Consider the following 21,275-nt stretch of genomic DNA (forward strand, 5'->3'; position numbering starts at 1 on the left):
CACGGTCGGAAACGGTGATCTGTTCACTCCGCGACGGCGGGCGACGCTTCAGCCGGCCGGGCCGGTTCAGCGGGCTCGACCGGGGTGGCGGGCCGCGCCGGGTCGTCACTCGCGGGCAGCAGCAGCGTGAACGTCGGCGGGTGCGGGCACGAGAGCCGCAGCCGCCCGCCGTCGGCCTCGGCCAGGCTGCGGGCCAGCCGCAGCCCGATGCCGTGTCCGGGCGGAGCGGTGCGGGCCAGGGCGAACGGATCGGTGTCGCCGAGGTCCGGGCCGTCGTCGGCCACGTCGATCGCGAGCGCGCCACCCGCGTCGCGCGCGACGACGGTGACCGGCCCGCGGCCGTGGGTAGTCGCGTTGTCCAGCAGCACGGCGAGCACTTGCCGCACGGCCGCCGCCGAAGCCCGGACGGTGGGCGGGTCCTGGACTTCGACGCGAAGCCCGCGGCCGTTGAGCAGCGGAGCGCCGGCGTCGCGCAGCTCGGCGAGTATCCCCGCGAGGTCGAGCTCCGCGCGTGGTGCGCGGCGTTCGCGGGACAACGCGAGCAGGTCGTCGATGGTGCGCTCGAGCCGGTCGGCCGAGTCGATACCGGCGCGGATCGCCTCGTACGGGTCGAGCCCGGGCGTCTCCAGCGCGGCCTCCAGCTGCAACCGCAGGCCGGCCAGCGGCGTGCGCAGCTGGTGCGACGCCTCGGCCGAGAACGCGCGTTCGCGATCGAGCGTCTCGCCGATGCGCTCCGCGGTCACGTCCAGTGCCGTGCCGACCCGGTCGATCTCGGTGATGCCGGCGCGCGGGCTGCGAGCCGTGAAGTCGCCGTCGCCGAGCCGGGCCGCGGCCGACGACAGCTCCTCCAGCGGGCTCGACAGCCGGGCCGCGATGCGCCGCGCGATGAGCCAGCTCGCGGCGACGGCCGCGACGCCGAACCCGACCATCCCGAGCCAGGTCAGGCCGACGCGGCGCAGGAGCACGTCGTGCGGCATCGCGGCGCGGACCACCCCCGCGAGCCGCGCGCCGTCCATCACCGGCACCGCCAGCACGTCCTCGCCGTCGACCGGTCCGGACGCCACGTCGACGTCTGCGGCGGACACCTGGCTCACCACCGCGTCGGCGGTGTCCGGGCCCGTGCCGGAGACGAGCCGTCCCTGCGGGTCGTAGATCCCGACGGTCGCGCTGCCCTGCACGGGCTGGCGGGGCACACGCCCGGCGGCGAGCGCGTCGGACACCTCCAAGGCCGTGCCGTCGGCGGCGCGTTCGAGCTCGGAGCCGGTGTTCTCCCGGAAGTACCACAGCGCCGCGACGGCCAGCGGCAGCCCGAACAGCACGGTGGCCACCACGGCGGCCAGCACCGTCAGCGTGACGATCCGGCGGCGCACGCTCAGGCCTCTTCCAGGCGGTAGCCGTGCCCGCGCAGGGTGGCGATCCGGGGCACGTCCGCCGGCTCGGGCGCGGCGTCGGCGAGCTTGCGCCGCAACGCGGCGATGTGGACGTCGAGCGTTTTGGTGGAGCCGTGCGTGTTCGCGTCCCAGACGTCGGCCATCAGCCGCTCCCGGCTCACCGCCACGCCGGGTTGTTCGGCGAGGCGGGCCAGCAGGTCGAACTCCCGCGCCCGCAGGTCGACCTCCTGCCCGCCGACGATCGCCCGGCGGCTCGCCGGGTCGACCACGAGCGAGCCGACGGTGACGACCGGCACGGCGGGGTTCGCGGGCGCGCCGCGGCGCAGGTGCGCGCGCACGCGGGCCAGGAGCTCGCCGAGGCGGATGGGTTTGGTGAGGTAGTCGTCGGCACCCGCGTCGAGGCCCACGACCACGTCCATCTCGTCGGCCCGCGCGGTGAGGATCACGACCACGGCGCCCGGCATGCTCGTGCGCAGGCGGCGGCACACGTCGACGCCGTCGAGGTCGGGCAGGCCCAGGTCGAGCAGCACCAGCTCGGCGCCGGCCTCGTTCAGGGCGCTGCGGCCGTCGCGGCACCAGCGCACTTCGTGACCGTGGCGCGCGAGCGACGACTCCAGGACGCCGCCGATCGTCAGGTCGTCCTCCACCACCAGCACCTTGGCCACGGGAGCAGCCTAACCAACACCCCGGCCGGACCGGGCCGGAAAACCCGCGGCGGCGCTTTTCGTCTACATAGGACGGTGCTCAGCGCCGCGGGCGCGCGGTGCTCTCGCGCAGCACGACCTCGGCGTTGACGCGGACCGTGCGGGCCCGCGTGCCCGACCCCTTGAGCGCCAGGTCCATCGCGCGTTCGCCCAGCTGTTCCAGGGGAAGCGCGACCGTGGTCAGCGCCGGAGTGAGATCCCGGACCACGGGGATGTTGTCGAAGCCGGCCACGGAGATCTCGCCCGGCACGGCGACGCCGGCCTCGCGCAACGCGGCCAGCGCACCGATCGCCATCAGGTCTGTGACCGCGAACACGCACGTCGGGCGCTTCCGCTTCGGGCGCTCCAGAAGCCGCTTCGCCGCGTCGTAGCCGCCGTCGCGGGTGAACTCGGTCTCGAGGACGTCTTCGTCGGACAGCGGCAGGCCGTGGGCGGCGAGCTCCTCGGCGAACCCGTCGAGCCGGTCGCACACCGTGGTGAGCCGCATCGGACCGGCCAGCACGGCGAAGCGCTTGTGCCCCAGCCCGACCAGCGCCTTCGCGAGGGCGGCCGCGCCGCCGCGGTTGTCGGGCTGCACGGTGTCCACTTTGAGCCCGCGGTGGCGGCTGACGGCCGCGACCTGGCCGCCGCCGCGGCGGTACGGGTCGAGCTCCGCGGCCATCGCGCGTTCCCAGGAGCGGTCCTCGAACGCCGACCCGATCAGCACGATCGCCGACGCCCGCTGCGCCCGCAGCGCCGAGACGTACGCCACTTCGCGGTCGGGGTCGCGGAAGGTGTCGGCGAGCATCACGAGCAGGCCGTTGCCGTTGGCCACCTTCATGACCCCGCCGGCGACCGCGGAGAAGTACGGATCGGACACATCGTGACAGATCACCCCGACCGTCCGATGTGTCCCTCCGGCGAGTGCCTGCGCGTGTGCGTTCGGTGCGTACGCGAGCTCAGCCGCGGCCGACATCACGCGGTCGCGCAGGTCCGTGCGGACGGACGCGGTGCCGTTGAGCACCCGCGAAGCCGTGGCGAGTGACACGTCGGCGCTTTGTGCCACGTCCGCCAGCGTCACGTGCGGCCCGGACTTCATCGCTCCTCCATGGTGGTTCCTCGGGCATAGTGGCCCCATGCTCGGTCTGTACCCGGAAATCGAACCCTACGACCACGGGATGCTGCCGGTGGGCGATGGCAACGTAATCTACTGGGAGGAGTGCGGGAACCCCGCGGGCAAGCCGGTCGCGTTCCTGCACGGCGGTCCCGGTGGCGGCGCGTCGGCGCGGCACCGGCGGCTGTTCGACCCCGAGCGGTACCGGATCCTGCTCTTCGACCAGCGCGGTTGCGGCCGCAGCACACCCCACGGCAGCACGGCCGAGGCGGACCTGTCGGTGAACACCACCTGGCACCTGGTCGCCGACATGGAGCTCCTGCGCGAGGATCGCGGCATCGACCGGTGGCAGCTGTTCGGGGGCTCTTGGGGCAGCGTGCTTGCCCTCGCGTACGCGGAGCAGTACCCGCACCGGGTCAGCGAGCTCGTGTTGCGCGGGGTGGCGACACTGCGGGTGAAAGAGATCCAGTGGCTTTTCGGCGGCGGCGCCGCGTGCTTGTTCCCCGAGGCGTGGTCGCGCTTCCTCGCGCCCGTGCCGTACGCGCGCCGCAGCGACAACCTGCTCGAGGTCTACCACGAGCTGCTGCACCACCCGGACCCCGAAGTCCACGGACCGGCGGCGGTCGCGTGGAGCCGGTGGGAGGGCGAGACGGTGAAGTTCACGCCGCAGGAGGAAGTGGTTTCGGCGTTCACCGAACCGGAGTTCGCGCTCGCCATCGCGCGCATCGAGAACCACTACTTCCGCCACGGCGGCTGGCTGGCCGAGGACCAGCTCATCCGCGAGGCCGGGAAGCTCGCGGGCATCCCGTGCGTTCTCGTCCAGGGAAGGTACGACGTGGTCACTCCCGCCACCACGGCGTGGGAGCTGGCGCAGGTACTGCCAGGTGCGGAGCTGAAGATGATCTCCGACGCCGGGCACGCCTTCGACGAACCCCGGACCCTGCACGAGCTGATCAGCACGACGGACCGGTTCGCGGCAGGCTGGGCCGAGCACGAGATCGACGAGCCGAGAGGAATCACACGGATGCTTTACGGTGACGAGCACGTCCGCCGCTACGAGGAGACCGACGGCGAGGTCGGCCACGAGTGGCAGCCCGGTGTGCCGACCCTGGTCCTGACGACCAAGGGCCGCAAATCCGGTGAGGACCGCAAGTTCGCGCTCATCTACCAGGAGGTGGACGGCAACCCCGTCATCGTCGCCTCCAAGGGCGGCGCGCCGGCGCACCCCGGCTGGTACCTCAACCTGCAGGCCAACCCGGAGGCTCGCGTCCAGGTGCTGGCCGACAAGTTCACCGCTCGCGCCCGCACGGTCTCCGGCGAGGAACGCACCCGGCTGTGGGACAAGCTCGCCTCGGTGTGGCCGGACTACAACGAATACGCGAAGAAGACCGACCGCGAGATCCCCGTGGTGGTCCTCGAGCGGGTGTGATCCGCGCCGCGTCCGGGACCCGGGGTCACCGAGCCGGGTGGTCTTCGGCTACGAATGACGCTCATGGCCCTGCGAAACCGGTCGCGCGACCGCTGGATCCCGCTCGAACACGAGGGGGAGCTGCTCACCTTCCGTCAGATGGAGGCCTACGGCCGGCGCTTCGCCCGCGCCGGCCGCGGGGCCTGGTACAGCTTCGCGATCGAGGTGGTCTGGCAGTTCCTGGTGCTGTTCAGCCGCTTCCGGGTGCGCGGCGCGCGCCACATCCCGGCTTCGGGCGGGGTGCTCGTGGCGTCGAACCACCTGTCGTTCGCCGACCCGACCACGCTCACGGCGTTCTGCCTCGCCGCCGGCCGGGTGCCGCGGTACCTGGCCAAGTCGAGCCTGTGGGACCTGCCGGTGGTCGGGTCGGTGATGCGGTCCGGGCAGCACATCCCGGTGTACCGAGGCGCGCCGACGGCCGCGGGGGCCTACCGCGACGCAGTGAAGGCGGTGGAAGCCGGCGAGTGCGTGACGATCTTCCCGGAGGCCACGTTCTCGGCCGACCCGGACGGCTGGCCGATGAAGGGCAAGACGGGCGTCGCGCGGATCGCGCTGGAGACCGGCGTGCCGGTGGTGCCCGTCGCGAACTGGGGCACGCACCACCTGCTGCCCGCCGGAGCCTGGTTCCCGCACGGGATCCCGCGCAAGACCGTCGAGCTCGTGGCGGGCCCGCCGGTGGACCTTTCGGATCTTCGGAACGGCGAGCCGACCCGTGAGGTGCTCGAAGAGGCGACCGCCCGGATCATGCGCGCGGTGACGGATCTGCTGGCCGGGATCCGCGGTGAAGAGCCGCCCGGCGACGGTGCGTGAGGCGAGCACCGTCACCCCGCCCCGCCAGCCGGTTCGGGGTAATTTGGACGGTATGAGTGCACACTATGACGTCGTGGTCCTGGGGGCCGGGGTCGGCGGCTACGTGGCCGCCATTCGCGCCACACAGCTCGGTCTGAGCGCGGCGGTCGTCGAAGAGAAGTACTGGGGCGGGGTGTGCCTCAACGTCGGCTGCATCCCGTCGAAGGCGCTGCTGCGCAACGCCGAGCTGGCGCACACGGTGAAGGAAGAAGCCGCCACCTACGGCATCTCCTCCGACGGCGAGATCCGCTTCGACTACTCGGCCGCCTACGAGCGCAGCCGCAAGGTCGCGGACGGCCGCGTCAAGGGCGTGCACTTCCTGATGAAGAAGAACAAGATCACGGAGTACGACGGCCACGGCACGTTCGTCGACGACCACACCCTCGAGGTCAACGGCGACCGGATCACGTTCGACAACTGCATCATCGCGACCGGCGCCACGGCGCGCCTGCTGCCCGGTACCTCCCGCAGCGACCGCGTGGTCACCTACGAACAGCAGATCCTCGAGAGCGAGGTGCCCGAGAGCATCGTGATCGCGGGTGCCGGCGCGATCGGTGTGGAGTTCGCGTACGTGCTGCGCAACTACGGCGTGGACGTGACCATCGTCGAGTTCCTCGACCGGATGGTGCCGCTGGAGGACGCCGAGGTGTCGGCGGAGCTGGCCAAGCGCTACCGCAAGCTCGGCATCAAGGTGCTCACCGGCACGAAGGTCGAAGCCATCGACGATTCGGGCGCGAAGGTTCGCGTCACGGTGTCGAAGGACGGCAAGCAGGACGTGCTGGAGGCCGACAAGGTCCTGCAGGCCATCGGCTTCGCGCCCAACGTGAAGGGCTACGGCCTGGAGAACACCGGCGTCGAGCTGACCGAGCGCGGCGCCATCGCGGTGGACGGCCGCGGCCGCACCAACGTGCCGCACCTGTTCGCCATCGGCGACGTGACGGCGAAGCTGATGCTGGCGCACGCGTCGGAGTCCATGGGCATCGTGGCGGCCGAGACGATCGCCGGCGCGGAGACCATGGAGCTCGACTTCGTCATGATCCCGCGCGCGACCTACTGCCAGCCGCAGATCGCCAGCTTCGGCTGGACCGAGGCCCAGGCCCGCGAAAAGGGCTACGACGTGCAGGTCGCCAAGTTCCCCTTCACGGCCAACGGCAAGGCCCAGGGCCTCGGCGACGCCGGCGGCTTCGTCAAGATCCTCAGCGACGCCAAGTACGGCGAGCTGCTCGGCGCGCACCTCATCGGCCCGGACGTGACCGAGCTGCTGCCCGAGCTCACGCTGGCCCAGCAGTGGGACCTGACCGTGCACGAGGTCGCCCGCAACGTCCACGCCCACCCGACCCTGGGCGAGGCCGTGAAGGAAGCCATCCACGGGCTGGCCGGGCACATGATCAACTTCTGAGTTCTTCCCGCCACGGCGCCGGATCGTCCACTGCGGACGGTCCGGCGCCGTCGTCCGTGGGTTCATCACCCGTTCGCCCGGAGTCGGTCCACGAGCGGGGGACAGGCCGCTACGCTGACCGCCGGGCCACGGAGTGGACACACCGGACGTTTCAAACTTTTGTCGGTGTACTGTGCGGTGGTGACTCCCTAGATTCGTCTGACTACCGCCGGTGGAGCGGGCGAGGCAGGGAGAGAGTCGATGCGGGGATTCAGCCGGGCCGCCACTCGGTCGGTGCCGTTGGCGGTGGGGGTGGTGCTGCTGGGCGCCGGTGTGGCGAGCGCGCAGCCGTCCGCGGCCGACGTGGTCGCGCAGCGCACCGAGGCCGGCATCAGCGCGTTGCAGGGCATCAAGAAGTCGCTGACGCCCGCGGAGCGCAAGCAGGACAGCCGGCTGGTGATCGAGAAGCGCCTGCGGGCCGACCACGCGCTCGCGGCGCTGCTGCCCGACTACCGCACGGGCTTGCCCGTGGCGAACAGCGGCGCGGTCTCCGTCGACATCACCGGCGCCGCCGGGACCGCCGTGGCCCAGGCCGTGCGCGCGGCCGGGGGAACCGTCCGCTACGCCTCGCCGGACGGCGCGGTGCGCGCGGACCTGCCGCTCGCCGCCGTGGACAAGATCGCAGCGCGCGGGGACGTGGCCGCCGTCGCGCCGGCCGCGCAGGCGATGACGTGGCGTGAGCAGGACCCGCGCCGGGAGCTCGTGGCGCGAGCCGTGACGCAGGTGTCCGAAGGGGACAAGGCCCACGGCGCCGACACCGCCCGCGCCCAGTACGGCGTGACCGGCTCCGGCATCAAGGTCTGCGTGCTGTCCGACGGTGTCAACTCGCTGTCGAAGTCGCAGGCCGCGGGCGAGCTGCCGGCCGTCGACGTGCTGGCGGGCCAGGCCGGCAGCGGCGACGAGGGCACGGCGATGCTGGAGATCGTCCACGACCTCGCGCCCGGCGCCACGCTCGGTTTCGCCACGGCGTTCACCAGCGAAGCGAGCTTCGCCGCCAACATCCGCGCCCTGCGCACCACCGGCCACTGCACGGTGATCGTCGACGACGTCGCCTACTTCGACGAGTCGCCGTTCCAGGACACGCAGGTCGCGCAGGCGGTCAACGACGTCACCGCCGCGGGCGCGCTGTACTTCTCGTCCGCAGGCAACTCCGGCAACCTCACCGACGGCACCAGCGGCTACTACGAGGGCGACTTCCGCGCCTCGGCCACCACGCTGCCGGGCATCAGCGGCACACCGCACGACTTCGACCCGGGCTCCGCGGTGCAGACCTCCGACCCGCTGTCGGCGGGTTCGCTCGGCAAGCCCGTCACGCTGTTCTGGTCGGACCCGTGGGGCCGGTCGGGCAATGACTACGACCTGTTCATCCTCAACGCGTCCGGCAGCGTCGTGGCTTCCAGCGACAATCCGCAGACCGGCTCGCAGAACCCGTACGAGATCGCCTCGGTGCCGACCACGGGCTCGGGCTACCGCGTGGCCGTGGTCAAGTACAGCGGCGCCGACCGGTTCCTCGCGCTCAACGTGATCCGTGGCCGGTTCGTGGGCTCCGGTTCGCTCAAGGCGTTCAGCACGGCGGGCGTCACCTCGGGCCACTCGGCCGCGGCCGCGGCGTTCAGCGTGGCGGCGGCCCCGGCGGCGACGGCGTTCGGCCGTCCACTCGAGACCGGTGACCCGGCGAACCCGGCCGGCCCGTACCCGGGCCGGTTCACCGCGGCGAGCAAGTGGGAACGCTTCACCTCCGACGGGCAGCGCCACCTGTTCTTCAACCCCGACGGCACCGAGCTCACCCCGGGCAACGTCTCCTCGACGGGCGGCGCCACGCGGGCCAAGCCGGACATCACCGCGGCCGACGGCGTCGCCACCTCCGTGGCCGGCTTCCAGCCGTTCTACGGCACGTCCGCGGCCGCCCCGCACGCGGCGGCGATCGCGGCGCTGCTGCTGTCGGGCAAGCCCACCGCGACGCCCGCGGAGATCCGCTCGGCCCTGGTGGCGAGCGCGATCGACCTGGGCGCGCCCGGGTACGACCCGGTGACGGGCGCCGGCGTGATCATGGCGGGCCCGGCGCTGGCGGCGCTGGGCGTGCCGCAGAGCTAGTGCGGTTGCGGCGGCCCCGGGCAGCTCGGGGCCGCCGCCTCACCTGCTCGTGACCAGCAGGTGGAAGGCGCGGGTGCCCTCGCCGACGCGTTCGTGGCGGTCGAGGTTCAGCCCCGCCTCGCCCAGCGCCGTCTCGACGTCGGCCACCGGGCGCAGCCGGAAGCCGTGTTCGGTGAACGGCATGGCTTTCATGGCCTCGGGATCGCCGATGCCGAGCACGAAGCGGCCACCCGGCGTGAGCACGCGGGCGACCTCGGCGAACGCCAGGTCGAGGTCGTCGACGAAGTACACCGTGTCGAGCGTGATCGCGGCGTCCATCGACGCGTCTTCCAGCGGCAGCGCGGTTATCGTGCCGCGGTGCAGGCGCAACCGGCCGGCGGCGATGTTGGCGGGGAACGCGGCGCGGGCCTTGGCGATCATCGTGTCGGAGATGTCGACGCCGTGCACCGTCCCGCCCGCCGCGGCGCGCAGCAGCAGGTCGAGGCCCAGGCCACCGCCGAAGCCGATGTCGAGCGCCGTCTCCCCGGGCTTCAGGTCGAGTGCTTCGACGGCCGCCGTCATGTTGCCGCGATTGGTGCGGTTCAGCAGCCGCCCGACGGCCCGGCCGGGCAGCCCGCTGGGGTGGCCGAGCTGCCGCGCCAGCCCGGCGAGCAGAGTGTCTCGTGGTCCCATTTCCGCAAGTCTGCCCTCGTGACGGCCGCGAGTCCACGACGTGGATTGTGGTGGCCCGGATGGTGTGGCAGCGTGCTGGGCTGCGAGGACGAGGAGGGGTGCGATGGCGGACAGGACCGCGGTGGTCACCGGAGCGGGTTCGGGCATCGGCCGACGGGTCGCGCGTGCGTTGCTGGGCGCCGGTTATCAGGTCGCGCTGGCCGGGCGCCGGGCCGAGGCGCTTTCGGAGACGGCGGACGGCGCTCCGGGTGCGCTGGTCGTGCCCACGGACGTCGCTTCGCCCGAGTCCGTGGCGGCCTTGTTCGAGGCGGTGCGCGAGCGGTGGGGCCGGCTCGACCTGCTGGTGAACAACGCCGGGGTGTCGGCGGGCGGAACCGTCGCGGACCTGTCGGTGGAGCGCTGGCGCCGGGTCGTCGACACGAACCTGACGGGGATGTTCCTGTGCGCGCAGCAGGCCGTGCTCCTGATGAAGGACCAGGAACCCCTGGGCGGGCGGATCATCAACAACGGCTCGATCTCCGCGCACGCGCCGCGGCCCGCGAGCGTCGCCTACACCGCCACGAAGCACGCCATCACGGGGCTGACCAAGTCGATCTCCCTCGACGGTCGCGCCTGGAACGTCGCGTGTGGACAGATCGACATCGGCAACGCCGCCACGGAGATGACCGAGCGCATGTCCGCCGGCATCCCGCAGGCCGACGGCCGCGTGCTCGCCGAGCCCACCTTCGACGCCGGCCACGTGGCCGACGCGGTGCTGTACATGGCGGGGCTGCCGCTGGACGCGAATGTCCAGTTCCTGACCATCACGGCCACGACCATGCCGTTCATCGGGAGGGGCTGACCCGTCCGTACCGCCGGATTTACCCGTTCGGGCAAAGATCTTCGAGTGGTCTGATCCACGCTGCGGTGCCCGGGTCCCGGGACCACGCTGGGCGTGCGATCACGAGAAGGGACCCGCTCGATGAAGCACCGCACGTTGCGTAGGTCGGCCGTCGTACCGCTGGCGATCGCCACGGTCACATTCGGTTCGGTGGCTTTCGGTTCGGCGACCGCGTGGGCCGATCCGCCGGCGGCGCTGCCGGCCGGCGCGCCCGCCGCCGACGCCAAGTGGCAGCCGGCGCTCGACTTCGACAAGGACGGCTGTTACAACACCCCCGCCATCGGCCCCGACGGCACCCTCAACCCGGGCCTCGACCTCGGTGGCGCGGTGAACGGCAACTGCCACGACAAGTCCGATCTGGCCAACACCAACGTCTACTCCCGGTCGAAGTGCAACAACGGCTGGTGCGCCTACCTCTACGGCTACTACTTCGAGAAGGACCAGGTCTCCGACGGCCCCGTTTCGGCCGGCCACAAGCACGACTGGGAGCACATCGTCGTGTGGGTGCAGGACGACCAGGCGAAGTACATTTCCGTTTCCCAGCACCAGGGTTACGAGACGAAGCCCGCGTCGGCGGTCCCGTTCCAGGACACCCACCCGAAGGCCGTGTACCACAAGGACGGCGTCTCGACCCACGACTTCCGCTTCCCCAAGGACGGCAACGGCGACGAACCACCCGAGAACGACGAGGGCGTGTGGCAGGTCAAGGGCCTCGTGGGCTGGGACAACTACCCCGCGGGCATCCGCGACAAACTCACCTCCGCCGACTTCGGCGACGCCACCTTCAAACTGACCGACGACCGCTTCAACGGCACGCTGGCCACGGCGAAGCCCGCGGAGGTCGGTCTGGACCCGAACGCGTGAGCAGGAGATGACCTTGTCGCGGCGGAAGTCGTCGAACAGCCGGTAGAACATCCGCTCGCGCGGTACGCGAAGCCGTGATCAGACGGAAAGCGCCGCCAGGTCGATACCCGAGAACGCCGCCGCAACCACCCCGTGCAGGCGGGGCGACCACACAGCGTGCCCGTGCCCCGTCCACAGGGGCGCCACCGGGAGGTCGCGCAGGAGCTGGTTCTCGGCGACCCGGTACAGCTGCCCGGCTTCCGCCGTGGTGGCCGCGGATTCCGCCGCCGTGAGGTCCTGGGCGAAGCCGGGGTCCGAGTAGCCCGAGGCGGAGGCCAGGGTCGTCAGCAGGTCCGCGGGGCTGGCGGAGGCGAGGTTCAAGCCCACAGTAGACGGACCGTCCACGCGACCGTTCGGGCGCTGGGCCGCGGTCACCGGAACCCCCAGTGCCGTGGCCACGCCGGTGGCGAGGGGGCGCGTCCACTGGCCCGCGCCGGGGTCGAAGTAGACCGTGGTGGGGCCGGTGAAGCCGGACTGGGCCAGCAGTGACTTGGCGGCGGCGGCGTCGAACGAGCAGGGGCGGCAGGTGCCGGTGCGTTCGCCGGGGGCGTCGGCGGGGGGCAGGAGGGCGTGGGCCGGGTCGACCTGGTGGGCGAGGGGGCCGGCTTCCAGTGCCGAGCGGTCGACGGCGAGGGCGAAGGCGTGGCGGACGGCCGCGTCGGCGAAGCGGGGGTCGGCCGTGGGGAAGACGAGGTAGCCGGCCTCGGGCAGGGGCCAGGTGGTGTGTCGGTCGGCGAAGTCGGTGTGCATGGCTTCGTGGCGTTCGCCCGGGACGGAGGTGACGAGGTCGAGCGAGCCGTCGCGCACGGCGTCGTACTGCTCCACCGGGTCGCCTACGCGCAGGTCGACCTCGGTGGCCTTGCCCTCGGCCGGGGTGACGCGCAGGAGCGTGCCGCCGGTGCCGGGGGCCCAGCCGTCGGCGAGGCGGAAGGGGCCGTCGCCGACGGGGTGGCGGGCGAAGCCGTTCCAGTCGTGCGAAGCGAGCACGGACGCGGGCATCGGCACGAGCCCCGGCGCCGAGAGCCACGCCGGCACCTGGCTGCTTGGGCGGTCGAGCACGAGCCGGATCGTCGTGGCGTCGGGAGCGGTGATCTGCTTGGCCCGCAACGACTTCGTCAGCACCGGCGTGACCGCCCAGTTCTCGCCGGCGATCGCGTGCCAAGTGTCTACATAGGATTGAGCGGTCACCGGGGTGCCGTCGTGGAACCTCAGGTCCGGGCGCAGCTTCACGGTCCACGTCACGTGGTCGGTGCTCGTGATCGACGTGGCGGCGCGCGGGGTGAGCTGGCCCGTGGCCGGGTCGTAGTCGGCGAGCGGCGTCCACAGCGCGCCCGTGACGAAGCGCCCGGCCTGGTCGTCGACGTCGGCGGGCAGCAGCGTGCCCGGCTCCTGCAGCCCGACCGTGACGACGCCCGGGCGGGCCGGCTCGTCGGACGAACAGCCGGCGAGCGCGGACAACGCCACCACCGCGGCGGCGAGCAGGGCAGGCAGGCGCATGCTGTCTTAATACCAGTTGGAAAGGGACGAAAGGCGGTTGTGTCCGGTTGGTCACCGTCTTAGAGTGCAACGGTCACGCTGGGCGTTCTGGGAGGTTCGTGTGCGCCGCTGGTGGGTTCGATCTTGCTTGGCCCTGACCACTGTCGCCGCGACGCTCATCGCGACCGAGCTGCCCGCCGCCGCGTGCGGCGAGGACGACAAACCCGCGGTGCAGGCCAAACACACCGCAGGCGACCCAGGTGCGATCAAGGGCGTGCGCGCGGTCGGCAACGTGCCCGACGCGGCGGGCGCGATCTCCGCCAACTTCCTCCAGTACGGCCACCGCGACGTGATGGTGGTGTCCGGCGAGTTCGGCCTCAAGGTCTACGACCTCACGCGCGACCCCGCCGCACCGAAGGCGATCGGACAGCTCAGCCTGCCCGGCCTGTGGGAAACGGAGGACACCGAGGTCGACGCGCAGCGCAAGCTGGTGTTCCTCTCGCGCGACCCGCGTGCGTTCGAGGGCAACACGCACGCCGGCGAGTCCGGCATCTACGTCGTCGACGTCTCACGCCCGGAGAAGCCCGCGATCCTCAGCTACGTGCGCGTGCCCGCCGGCCACACCACCAGCTGCGTCGACGGCTGCCGCTACCTGTGGACCGGCGGCCCCGCGAAGGCCGACGACCAGCCGGCCGACTGGGGCGGGCGCCCGATCTGGGTCACCGACGTGCGCAACCCGCGCCACCCGGTCGTCCACCCCGACCCGATCGAGCTCGCCCGCAACGACGGCCAGACCGACTACGTGCACGACGTCCAGGTCGACTCCGCGGGCGTCGCGTGGGTCTCGGGCCGCGGCGGCGTCCGCGGCTACTGGACGAGCGGTCTGCACCGCGACCCCGTGCGCGGCGGCGTGCACCGCGCCACCGCGCTGGAGCCGATCCCGTACGCCGGCGGCGGCGTCGACGAGACCGCCGCGCCGTCGAAGTTCCTGCACAACAGCTTCCACCCGGTCGGCCCTCGCGACGCCGGCGCCTGGCGCGGCCACGACCTCGTGTACGCCACCGAGGAGAACTTCCTCGACGGTTGCGCGGGCGACGGCGTGCTCACCATCTCGTCCCTGGCCGGTTCGTACCACGGCGAAGGCTGGCGCTCGACCCCCGCGGATCCCTTCCGCCTGCAGAGCATCGGCACCTGGAGCGTCGCGGGCCAGGAAGGCAGCGACCCCGCCTCCGACGACTGCTCCGCCCACTACTTCGACCTGCGCGACCACGTGCTCGTCCAGTCCTTCTACTCCCAGGGCACGCGCTTCCTCGACGTCAGCGACCCCACCAACCCCCGCCAGATCGCCTACTTCCGCCCCGCGGACGCCAGCTCGTGGGCGCCGTACTGGCACGACGGCTATGTGTACGTGGCGGACAACGTGCGTGGGGTGGACGTCCTGAAGCTGACTGCCTGAGGCCCGATCGGCCGGGATATCGATCGGCGCCGGCGGTTACAGTCCGATCATGGAGCCAGTGGCGCGCGGCCGGGTCATTCTCCTCAACGGCCCTTCGAGCTCGGGGAAGTCGAGCATCGGGCAGGCGCTGCTGGCGATCCTGCCCGAGCCCTGGTTCCACGTCCCCGTCGACGGGATCAACGCGATGCGGTCGACGCGCTACACCCGTGAGCTCGACGAAGCCGGAGTCCAGGAGATGCTGCGACGGACCCGGCGCGGCTACCACCGCGCCGTCGCGGCCCTCACCTCCACGGGGAACGACGTGGTGATGGACTACCCGCTCAGCGAGCCGTGGCGTCTCGACGACCTCCTCGTCGTCCTCGACGGCTACGACGTCACCCTGGTGGACGTCCACTGCGCGCCGGAGGAGCTCGCCCGGCGGGAGCGCTCGCGCGGCGATCGGCCGCACGGTCTCGCCGCCTCGCAGACGCTGATCTACTCCCACGGGGACCACGATTTCGTCGTGGACACCACCCACCGCACCGCGGCCGACTGCGCCCGCGAGATCGCCGAGCGCCGCGATGCGGTCGGGCGGCCGAAGGCGTTCGAGCGCCTCCGCGCCGCCCGCGCACGACCACGCTGACCGCCTGAGGCCCGGCCCCGGGGCCGCCCGAACGCTTTCGAGCGGCCCCGCACCCGCGCGGTCCGAGGTTCAGCGCACCTGGTCCGCCGGCACCGTGAACCGCCCCCGGCCGTCGTTGTCCTCGACCGTGTAGCTCAGCTCGACGACCGCCACCTCGCGACCGTTGGGATCCCGTTCGCGCCGCAGAACTTCGCAGTCGAGGTCGAACCGCATGGGCAGCGGAGTGCTCGCATCCCAGTTCTCCGCGGTCAGGATGGGCACCTTCTCCGTGATCAGGACGACGGTGCCGTCCGCCTCGGCCAACCGCAGCTCCACGAAGCCGGGGAACTCTTCGTCCACCCAGCGGGTCACCGTTGCCTTGAGCTTTGCCACGAGACGGAGTCTGCCAGCCACGCGGAAGCAGCCGGATCAGTGCCGCGTCGGGCGGTAGATCAGTTCCTGAGTGTGCCCGTCCAGGGTGCGGCTTTCGAGGAGCTCCAGGTCGAAGTCCTCGGCGCCCTCGAAGATGCGGGCGGCGCCGGTCGCGCCGGTGAGGGCGGGGAAGATCGTCAGCTGCACGCGGTCGACCAGGCCGGCGGCCATGAGGGCGCGGTTCATCGCCAGGCTGCCGTGCGAGCGCAGCGGTGCGTCGGACTCCTTCTTCAGCCGGGCGACGACGTCGACGGCGTCGCCGCTGAGGACGGTCGCGTCGGGCCAGTCGAAGGGGCCGCGCAGGGTGGAGGACACGACGGTGGTCGGCAGGTTGCGCAGCAGGGTGACCCAGGGGTCGAGGTTCTCCACGCCGAACTCGGCGAACATCTCCACGTTGTCCTTGAACGTGGTCCCCCCGAACACCATCCGCTGCTCCGCGCTGTACAGCTCGACGCGGCGCGCCAGCAGCTCCGGGCCCTGCTTGCCCCAGTAGCCGCCCCAGTCGCCGGTGTGGGAGCCGTAGCCGTCGAGGCTGGAGAAGACGTCGAAGGTGTAGGTGGCGGTCATGGTGAGCTCCTCGGGTAGACGTTCGGGCCGGGCGGCCCCTCACCCTGCCTACGAACCCGCTCGACACCGATCGACACCGTCCCGGAAAAAACTTCCGGCGTTCTGAAACCACGACGACAAAGGGCCCCGTGGATCAGCGGCCATGACGCCTCCACCCCAGTCTGGCCGCGGGCTGGGCGGTGCTGAACCGCGTGGAGCTCGGGCCCGAGACGGTGTGGCGAGCCGGCCCGTTGTCCGGGCTGGATGTCGCCTGGGGCAAGGGGCACCTCGAGCGAACCCAAGGTGCCCCTCCACGTCAGGACCGCAGCCACACCGCGGTGTCCGTCGGGATCTCCGTCGTGACGGGACCGCTCGCCAGCAGGATCTCCCCGGCCGGCAGCGGGACCGGGGAAGCCGAGAAATTCAGCACGAACGTGAACCCCGGCTCCCGCCTGAACGCCAGCACCCCGTCGCCGAGCGAAAGCCACTCCAGGGCCCCCGCGCCGAGCGCCGGCTGCTCCGCCCGGATCCGTAGGCCGTCGCGGTACAGCGACAGCATCGACGCCGGGTCCGCGGCCTCGGCGGAAGCCGTGTAGTCGGCCCACGAAGCGGGCTGCGGCAGCCACGGCGTCCCCGTCCCGAAGCCGAACGGTGCGGCAGGACCCGACCACGGCAGCGGCACCCGGCACCCGTCCCGGCCCGGGTCCGCGCCGTCGGTCCGCGCCCACACCGGGTCCTGCCGCAGCTCCGAAGGAAGGTCCTCGACCTCCCACAACCCCAGCTCTTCGCCCTGGTACACGTATACCCCGCCCGGCAGCGCCAGCGTCAGCAGCGCCGCCGCGCGGGCCCGGCGGGTGCCCAGGGAGAGCGAAACCTGCGTCCCGTGCAGCCGGTCCGCGAAGGAGAAACCCGTGTCACCGGACCGGCCGTAGCGCGTGACGTGCCGCGTCACGTCGTGGTTGGACAGCACCCACGCCGCGGGCGCGCCGACCTCGTCGTGGGCCCGCAGCGTGCGCGAGATGACGTCGCGGAAGCGCGAGACGTCCCACGGGCACACCAGGAAGTCGAAGTTGAACGCCGAGTGCAGCTCGTCGCGGCGCAGGTAGCGCGCGGCGCGGGACATGTCGGGCAGCCACATCTCGCCCACGAGCACGCGTTCGCCCGCATACGAGTCGGCGATCTTTCGCCACGACCGGTAGATCTCGTGCAGCCCCTCCTGGTCGGAGAACGGCGTCTCGTCCCCGTCCGCGACGTCGGGCAGCGCGGGGTCCTTCACGAGCCCGTCGGCGACGTCGATGCGGAAGCCGTCGACGCCGCGGTCGAACCAGAACCGCAGCACGTCCTCGAACTCCGCGCGGATGTCGGCGTTGTCCCAGTTGAAATCGGGCTGGCGCGAGCTGTACAGGTGCAGGTACCACTCGCCGTCCTCGACGCGGGTCCACGCGGGCCCGCCGAAGCGCGACTTCCAGTTGTTCGGCGGCTCCGAACCGTCGACGCCGCGGCCCGGGCGGAACCAGAACCGCTGACGCTCGGCGGACCCCGGCCCGGCCGCGAGCGCAGCGGTGAACCAGCGGTGCTCGTCGGAGCAGTGGTTCGGCACGATGTCGATGATCACGCGGATGCCGCGCTCGTGCGCTTCGGCGATGAGCTCCTCGGCCTCGGCGAGAGTGCCGAAAAGCGGTTCGATGTCACGGAAGTCGGCCACGTCGTAGCCGCCGTCGTCCATGGGCGACGGGTACCAGGGCGTGAACCAGATGGCGTCCACGCCCAGCTCGGCCAGATGGTCCAGTTTGGACCGCACGCCGGCGAGATCCCCGATGCCGTCGCCGTTTCCGTCGGCGAAGCTGCGGATGTACACCTGGTAGATCGCCGCGCTGCGCCACCAAGCCGAAGACAGTTCGGTCACTGCGTAGTCCTCCCAGTAGTCTTTGCGGACCGTGCTCAGCCCTTGATCGAGCCGGCGGTGAGCCCGGCGAGGATCTGGCGCTGGAACACGAGGAACAGCACGATCATCGGCACGCTCGCCAGCACCATGCCCGCCACGAGCAGGTTGAGCGGCATGTCGATCGCCACCCGCTGCAGCATCACGCTCAGCGTCTGCTTGCCGGTGTCCGGGAACACCAGCAGCGGCCAGATGAAGTCCTTCCACGCGGCCACGATCGTGAGGATCGAGACCACGGCGAGGATCGGGCGTGAGATCGGCAGGATGATCTTCCACAACGTGCGGACCGGGCCGGCGCCGTCGAGGCGCGCGGCCTCGACGAGCTCGTCGGGGATCTGGTCGAAGAACCGTTTGAGCAGGTAGATGTTGAACGCGTTGGCCGCCGCGGGCAGCCAGATCGCGGCGGGGGAGTTGATCAGGTTCAGGTGCAGCAGCGGCAGGTCGGTCACCGTCACGTACGTCGGCACCAGCAGCGCCGCGGCCGGCAGCATGAGCGTGACGAGCATGAGCCCGAGCACCACGTTGCCGAACTTCGGCCGCAGCTTCGACAGCGCGAACGCCGCCGGCACGTCCACCGCCAGCTGCACCAGCCACGCGCCGCCCGCCACGATCACCGTGTTGAGGAAGTACTTCCCGAGGTCCATCTGGTCCCACGCCTCGGTGAACGACTGCGGGTGCCACTCGCGCGGCACGATCGTCGCCGGGGTCGCCGCCAGCTCCGCCGGCGACTTCATGGCGCCCGTCACGGCCCAGTACAACGGGAACAGGAACGCCAGCGTGAACAGCACGAACGTGCACACGAACACGATCACGTACACGGTCTTCCCGCCGCCGGTGCGCAGCTGCGACGGTGAGATCAGCGTCCGTCCTGACGGGACAGCGGCACGTTTCCCCTTGCGCGGCAAGGCGGTTGTCATGGGAACCTCCTAGTCGTCCGCGCGCCGGGTCAGCCGCACGTACATCGCCGAGAACACGCCCAGTGCCACGAACAGCAGCAGGCTCATCGCGCTGGCCGAGCCGAAGTCGTTGTAGACGAAGGCGTAGCGGTACAGCAGCAGGAGCACGGTCACCGTCGAGTCGTCCGGGCCGCCGCCGGTCATCACGTACGGCTCGGTGAACACCTGCATGGTCGCCACGATCTGCAGCAGCAGGAGCACCAGCAGCACGAACCGCGTCTGCGGGAACGTCACGTGCCGCAGCCGCCGCCACATCCCGGCGCCGTCGAGCTCCGCGGCCTCGTACAGGTCACCCGGGATGGTCTGCAGCGCCGCCAGGTAGATCAGCGTCGTGCTGCCCATGTTGGCCCAGGTGGACACGAACACCAGCGACAGCATGGCGGTGGTCGAGGAGTCGAGCCACTGCAGACCGGGCAGGCCGACGGCGTTGAGCGCCGAGTTGAACAGGCCGGGGCCCGGGTCGTAGAACCACTTCCACATGAGCGCCGTGACCACGGGCGGCAGCATCACCGGCAGGTACACCGCGAGCCGGAAGTATGCCCGCGCGTGCCGCAGCTCGTTGAGCAGCACCGCCGCCAGGAAGGGCACGAGGAACCCGAACACCAGCGCGAAACCGGTGAACAGCAACGTGTTGCGCCACGCCACCCCGAACAGCGGGTCGGCGAACAGGCGCACGAAGTTGTCGAACCCGACCCACGTCGGCGGGTTCACGAAGTCGACCTGCTGGAAGCTCAGCAGCACCCCGCGCACGATGGGGTACCAGGAGAACATCGCGAACACCACGAGCGCGGCGCACAACAGCGTGTACGCGGTGAGGTTCTCGCGCAGGCGCCGCTTGAGCCGGGCGCGCCGGCGTTCGGCGGGCGAGGCGGCCGGCCGACCGGCCCGCGGGGTGACCGCGGGCCAGTCGAGCACGTTACCTGACCTGGGCGAGGACACTGTTGACCTTCGACTGCGCCGAGGAGAGCAGCTGGTCGATGTTCGCGTTGCGGTCGGTCAGCACGGCCTGCATCACGCTGTCGAGCGCCGCGTAGATCTGCTGCGCGTTCGGCGGTTCGATGCTGCCCTTGATCTTGTCCGCGGTGTCCACGTAGGACTGGTAGTTCTCCGCGGGCACGTTGGCGTACTTCTTCTTCGCGGCCAGCTGCTGGTCGCGCACCGCGCCCTGCCAGATGTCCGGCGTCGGCTCGGTCGGCAGGCCCACGGGCTGCTTGCCGTCGGCGTACTGTTTCACGTGCTTGTCGAAGCGGTCGGGGTTGAGGTACTTCCACTGGATCCACTCGAGCCCGGCCTTGATCTTCGCGGCCGACGCCTTCGGGTTGATCATGTAACCCTCGCCGCCGAGCAGGGTGCCCTGCGCGCCGGGCATGCCGGCGATGCCGTAGTCCTCGTACTTGCCGTTGAACTGCTTCACCAGCACGGGCACGTTGTCCGGCGCGGCCATGTACATGCCGAGCTGGCCGGCGCCCATCATGCGCTGCACGTCGACGTCCTGCAGCAGCTGCTTGCTGCCCATGGACTTGTCGTCCCAGCGCATCGCGTGCAGGTAGTCCAGCGCGGCGCGGCCCTTGTCGTTGTCGAAGTCGGCGACCCACTTGTCGCCGTCCTTGCGGGCGATGTCGCCGCCCATCGAGTACAGCCAGCCGGTCATGTGCCAGCCGCCCTGGTTGTTCTTGCTGTAGTCGGCGTACCCGACGATCCCGTTGCCCAGCGCGGAGATCTTCTTCGCGTCGGCGCGCACCTCGTCCCAGGTGGCGGGCGGCTTGTCCGGGTCGAGCCCGGCCTGCTGGAAGAGCTTGCGGTTGTAGACGAGCCCCATGGTGTAGTTCGCCGTCGGGAGGCCGTAGAGCTTGCCGCTCGCGTCCCGGAAGTTGTCGAGGAGTTGCGGCTGGATGTCGTTGACGTGCGGCACGCTCTTCGCCGCTTCCGTGATGTCGGCGGCCTGGTGGCGGGTGATGATCTGCGCCGGGTCGGTGAAGTACACGTAGTACACGTCTTCGAGCTGGCCGCCGGCGAGCTTCGCCGAGAACGTCTTGGGGTCCATGAACCCCTCGTGGGGCACGATGTCGATGTCCGGGTGGGAAGCCTCGAACTCGGCGACGTCGGCGTCGAACACCTTGCGCTCGAACGGCTGCGTGGTCGGCGGCTGCCCCGTGACGGTGATCTGGACCTTTCCGCCGGCGTCTCCGCCCTCGGAGCCGGAGCCGCAGGCGGCGAGGCTCACGGCCAGGCCACCCGCGGTGAGCAGGGCGATCACGGTTCTGGGGGTGCGGCTGGACCTCGCTGCTCGGGACCAGGGACTGCTCATCTCAAGCCTCTTCTCGCGGTCGCGACGGCTGTGTCGTGATGGCCGTCACTCTAAAGTGTGAGACCA

Annotated in this window: 19 protein-coding genes; 8 read left to right on the forward strand and 11 right to left on the reverse strand. The window is 71.2% G+C overall.

The window, feature by feature from the left end; genetic code table 11:
* Positions 1-23: 23 nt before the first annotated feature.
* The 3 genes from AB0878_RS41535 to AB0878_RS41545 all read right to left on the reverse strand — a co-directional run bounded on the left by AB0878_RS41535 (position 24) and on the right by AB0878_RS41545 (position 3,173).
* Positions 24-1,370, reverse strand: a complete 1,347-nt coding sequence (locus AB0878_RS41535) for a HAMP domain-containing sensor histidine kinase (RefSeq protein ID WP_366587238.1) — start codon at positions 1,368-1,370, stop codon at positions 24-26.
* Between the two features lie 2 nt (positions 1,371-1,372).
* A complete protein-coding gene (locus tag AB0878_RS41540) occupies positions 1,373-2,056 on the reverse strand; it encodes a response regulator transcription factor (protein WP_366587240.1) in 684 nt (227 codons plus the stop codon).
* Positions 2,057-2,135: 79 nt separating this feature from the next.
* Positions 2,136-3,173 (reverse strand): LacI family DNA-binding transcriptional regulator, encoded by a 1,038-nt coding sequence (locus AB0878_RS41545; protein WP_366587242.1) that lies wholly within the window; start codon positions 3,171-3,173, stop codon positions 2,136-2,138.
* A gap of 37 nt (positions 3,174-3,210) precedes the next feature.
* Here AB0878_RS41545 and pip point away from each other — a divergent pair, with 37 nt between their 5' ends.
* From pip to AB0878_RS41565, 4 genes are all read left to right on the forward strand, one after another.
* Positions 3,211-4,617, forward strand: coding sequence for a prolyl aminopeptidase (pip, locus tag AB0878_RS41550; protein ID WP_366587244.1), 1,407 nt, complete (start codon positions 3,211-3,213; stop codon positions 4,615-4,617).
* A 63-nt stretch (positions 4,618-4,680) separates the two neighbouring features.
* A complete protein-coding gene (locus AB0878_RS41555; RefSeq protein ID WP_366587246.1) occupies positions 4,681-5,466 on the forward strand; it encodes a lysophospholipid acyltransferase family protein in 786 nt (261 codons plus the stop codon).
* Between the two features lie 52 nt (positions 5,467-5,518).
* Positions 5,519-6,904 (forward strand): dihydrolipoyl dehydrogenase, encoded by a 1,386-nt coding sequence (gene lpdA, locus AB0878_RS41560; RefSeq protein WP_366587248.1) that lies wholly within the window; start codon positions 5,519-5,521, stop codon positions 6,902-6,904.
* A 240-nt stretch (positions 6,905-7,144) separates the two neighbouring features.
* Positions 7,145-9,037, forward strand: a complete 1,893-nt coding sequence (locus AB0878_RS41565; RefSeq protein ID WP_366587250.1) for a S8 family serine peptidase — start codon at positions 7,145-7,147, stop codon at positions 9,035-9,037.
* 39 nt (positions 9,038-9,076) lie between these two features.
* Here the strand turns inward: AB0878_RS41565 and AB0878_RS41570 are convergent, their stop codons facing one another.
* Positions 9,077-9,709, reverse strand: coding sequence for a class I SAM-dependent methyltransferase (locus AB0878_RS41570; RefSeq protein ID WP_366587252.1), 633 nt, complete (start codon positions 9,707-9,709; stop codon positions 9,077-9,079).
* Between the two features lie 103 nt (positions 9,710-9,812).
* On the opposite strand from AB0878_RS41570, the gene AB0878_RS41575 reads away from it, so the two are divergent.
* Positions 9,813-10,550, forward strand: a complete 738-nt coding sequence (locus AB0878_RS41575) for an SDR family oxidoreductase (RefSeq protein ID WP_366587254.1) — start codon at positions 9,813-9,815, stop codon at positions 10,548-10,550.
* 189 nt (positions 10,551-10,739) lie between these two features.
* Positions 10,740-11,453 (forward strand): NPP1 family protein, encoded by a 714-nt coding sequence (locus AB0878_RS41580; protein ID WP_366587256.1) that lies wholly within the window; start codon positions 10,740-10,742, stop codon positions 11,451-11,453.
* A gap of 78 nt (positions 11,454-11,531) precedes the next feature.
* Here the strand turns inward: AB0878_RS41580 and AB0878_RS41585 are convergent, their stop codons facing one another.
* On the reverse strand, positions 11,532-12,989 hold the full coding sequence (locus AB0878_RS41585) for an ABC transporter substrate-binding protein (RefSeq protein WP_366587258.1): 1,458 nt from the start codon (positions 12,987-12,989) through the stop codon (positions 11,532-11,534).
* A 133-nt stretch (positions 12,990-13,122) separates the two neighbouring features.
* Here AB0878_RS41585 and AB0878_RS41590 point away from each other — a divergent pair, with 133 nt between their 5' ends.
* Positions 13,123-14,424, forward strand: a complete 1,302-nt coding sequence (locus AB0878_RS41590) for a hypothetical protein (RefSeq protein ID WP_366587309.1) — start codon at positions 13,123-13,125, stop codon at positions 14,422-14,424.
* Between the two features lie 49 nt (positions 14,425-14,473).
* On the forward strand, positions 14,474-15,046 hold the full coding sequence (locus tag AB0878_RS41595; protein WP_366587260.1) for an AAA family ATPase: 573 nt from the start codon (positions 14,474-14,476) through the stop codon (positions 15,044-15,046).
* A 69-nt stretch (positions 15,047-15,115) separates the two neighbouring features.
* Here AB0878_RS41595 and AB0878_RS41600 read toward each other — a convergent pair whose 3' ends face one another.
* The 6 genes from AB0878_RS41600 to AB0878_RS41625 all read right to left on the reverse strand — a co-directional run bounded on the left by AB0878_RS41600 (position 15,116) and on the right by AB0878_RS41625 (position 21,209).
* On the reverse strand, positions 15,116-15,418 hold the full coding sequence (locus tag AB0878_RS41600; RefSeq protein WP_366587262.1) for a hypothetical protein: 303 nt from the start codon (positions 15,416-15,418) through the stop codon (positions 15,116-15,118).
* Positions 15,419-15,454: 36 nt separating this feature from the next.
* Positions 15,455-16,024 carry a dihydrofolate reductase family protein gene (locus AB0878_RS41605; RefSeq protein WP_366587264.1) on the reverse strand — a complete coding sequence of 190 codons (570 nt, stop codon included), beginning with the start codon at positions 16,022-16,024 and terminating at the stop codon, positions 15,455-15,457.
* 295 nt (positions 16,025-16,319) lie between these two features.
* On the reverse strand, positions 16,320-17,909 hold the full coding sequence (locus tag AB0878_RS41610) for a glycoside hydrolase family 13 protein (RefSeq protein WP_366587266.1): 1,590 nt from the start codon (positions 17,907-17,909) through the stop codon (positions 16,320-16,322).
* 35 nt (positions 17,910-17,944) lie between these two features.
* Entirely contained in the window at positions 17,945-18,862 is a 918-nt protein-coding gene (locus tag AB0878_RS41615) for a carbohydrate ABC transporter permease (RefSeq protein ID WP_366587268.1), read from the reverse strand.
* 9 nt (positions 18,863-18,871) lie between these two features.
* Positions 18,872-19,840, reverse strand: a complete 969-nt coding sequence (locus tag AB0878_RS41620) for a sugar ABC transporter permease (protein WP_366587270.1) — start codon at positions 19,838-19,840, stop codon at positions 18,872-18,874.
* The gene (locus tag AB0878_RS41625; protein ID WP_366587273.1) at positions 19,818-21,209 is read right to left on the reverse strand and encodes an extracellular solute-binding protein; all 1,392 of its coding nucleotides are present in this window, start codon (positions 21,207-21,209) and stop codon (positions 19,818-19,820) included. The genes AB0878_RS41620 and AB0878_RS41625 overlap by 23 nt, the downstream gene beginning before the upstream one ends.
* Between the last annotated feature and the right edge of the window lie 66 nt (positions 21,210-21,275).

Origin of the sequence: Amycolatopsis sp. NPDC047767, assembly GCF_040704195.1 — a bacterium.
Classification (GTDB): Bacteria; Actinomycetota; Actinomycetes; order Mycobacteriales; family Pseudonocardiaceae; genus Amycolatopsis.